The organism is Candidatus Binatia bacterium (genome assembly GCA_035631035.1).
In the GTDB taxonomy this organism is placed as follows: domain Bacteria; phylum Eisenbacteria; class RBG-16-71-46; order SZUA-252; family SZUA-252; genus DASQJL01.
The window spans coordinates 1-1,707 of the sequence record DASQJL010000008.1; the positions used below are offsets into that span (position 1 = coordinate 1).

Annotated in this window: 2 protein-coding genes; one reads left to right on the forward strand and one right to left on the reverse strand. The window is 69.0% G+C overall.

The features are described 5' to 3' along the window. Window positions 1-249: 249 nt before the first annotated feature. Entirely contained in the window at window positions 250-1,545 is a 1,296-nt protein-coding gene (locus VE326_00885) for an IS256 family transposase (protein ID HYJ31750.1), read from the forward strand. Here the strand turns inward: VE326_00885 and VE326_00890 are convergent. After that, window positions 1,490-1,707: hypothetical protein (locus VE326_00890; protein HYJ31751.1), on the reverse strand; the 218-nt coding region annotated here is incomplete at its 5' end. The genes VE326_00885 and VE326_00890 overlap by 56 nt on opposite strands.

Sequence of the window (1,707 nt, forward strand, 5' to 3'; positions counted from 1 at the left end):
ATAATATAATGCATCAATCCTCCTGCATAAGAACATCCATAGTTGTATCTGAATGCAAATCCGTCCAGTATATCATCAATTAAGATCTTAGGCATTATCCTACCTTTTTCTGCCAGTGTGCGAAATGCCGAAACGCTTAAATTAGGTGAAGGCGTAGGATTGCTGGAAAAGAGGGTTGGGATGCACCCTGCCTGAGCGAACGCAGGAGGCGGGCTTCCGGTTGGCGCCGGGATCCCCAAGGAGCATCCCATGACGATGAGGGTATCTGCCGCCGACCGGACGCGCGAGCGTCTCGAGGCTCTGATCGACGGCCGGCTGGCGACGGCGCCGGAGCGCTCGGACCTGGTGCGGCTGGCCGCGAGGCTGATCCTGGAGGAGGCCTTGGAAGGCGAGGTCCGGGACCGGCTCGGGCGTGAGCGCTACCAGCGCGCCGGAGGCGAGCCGGCGGGCTACCGCAACGGGTACCGGACGGGCCGGATGAAGACGGCGGAGGGCATGGTCGAGTACGCCGCCCCGCAGGTGCGGGCCACGGCCGAGCCGTTCGCCTCGGCGATCCGGGCGGGCCTGACCGGCCGCACGGAGGCTCTGGAAGACCTCGCCATCGAGCTCTACGCGCGCGGGCTCTCCACCCGGGATATCGAGGCCACCTTCACCGACGGGGAGGGCCGCCGGCTCCTGAGCCGGGCGGCGGTGAGCGAGATCACCGAGCGGCTGTGGGAGGACTACGCCGCCTTCACCGGGCGCGACCTCGCCGAGCACAAGATCGTCTACCTCTACGTCGACGGCATCGCCGAGCGGCTGCGCGCCGGCCGGCCGCGCGAGGCGGTGATCGCCGCCTGGGGCATCGGCGAGGACGGCCGCAAGGTGCTGCTGCACCTGATGGCGGGCTCGAGGGAGGACACCGAGACGGTGCGCGCCTTCTTCCAGGACATGCGCGGCCGCGGGCTCGGCGATCCGCTGCTGGTCGTCTCGGACGGCGCGCCCGGCATCATCCGCGCCATCGAGGAGTGCTTCCCGCGCTCGGCCCGGCAGCGGTGCCTCGCCCACCGGATGAGGAACCTGGCCGCCAAGGTGCCGGTCGACCTTTGGCCGGAGTTCAAGGCGCGCGTCACCGCCTGCTACCAGGCGCCCTCACGGGCGATCGCCCGCGACCTCGCCGCCGGCATCAGGGCCGACTACGCCGCCACGGTGCCGAGCGCGGTGGCCTGCTTCGGGGACGATTTCGAGGCCTGCATCGCCCACCTGCGCCTGCCGGTGGCGCACCGTCGGGCGACCCGGACCACGAACCTCCTGGAACGGCTGTTCGTCGAGGAGCGCCGGCGGCTGAAGATCATCCCCAACGGCTTCGGCGAGAAGGCGGTCCTCAAGCTGATGTTCGCGGCGCTGATCCGGGCCGCCGATCGCTGGCGCGGCCTGCGCTTCGGCGAGTTCGAGCTCCGCCAGATCGCCGCCGTCCGCGAGGACCTCGGCGCCGAGTACGAGGCCACTATCACCCGCTCAGGCCAGCCATCCCAGCCCAGCTTTTCCAGCAGATCGGCGCCTTGACCGACGACGCGGGCTCGGCGACGAAGGGAGGGTCGAACTTCGCCGTGCGGGGGTTGCTCAGGACCCTGAAGGGCCGGGGGTCGGCGTCGGGGGCATACTTCTCGGCGAGCAGCTCATACCCGCCGAAGAAGGTTAGCCGGCCTTCCACGGATGGGTCGGCTC

Excerpts from the sequence above, each read along its gene's own strand:
- VE326_00885 (HYJ31750.1), top strand. The coding sequence starts at position 250 with ATGACGATGAGGGTATCTGCCGCCGACCGGACGCGCGAGCGTCTCGAG.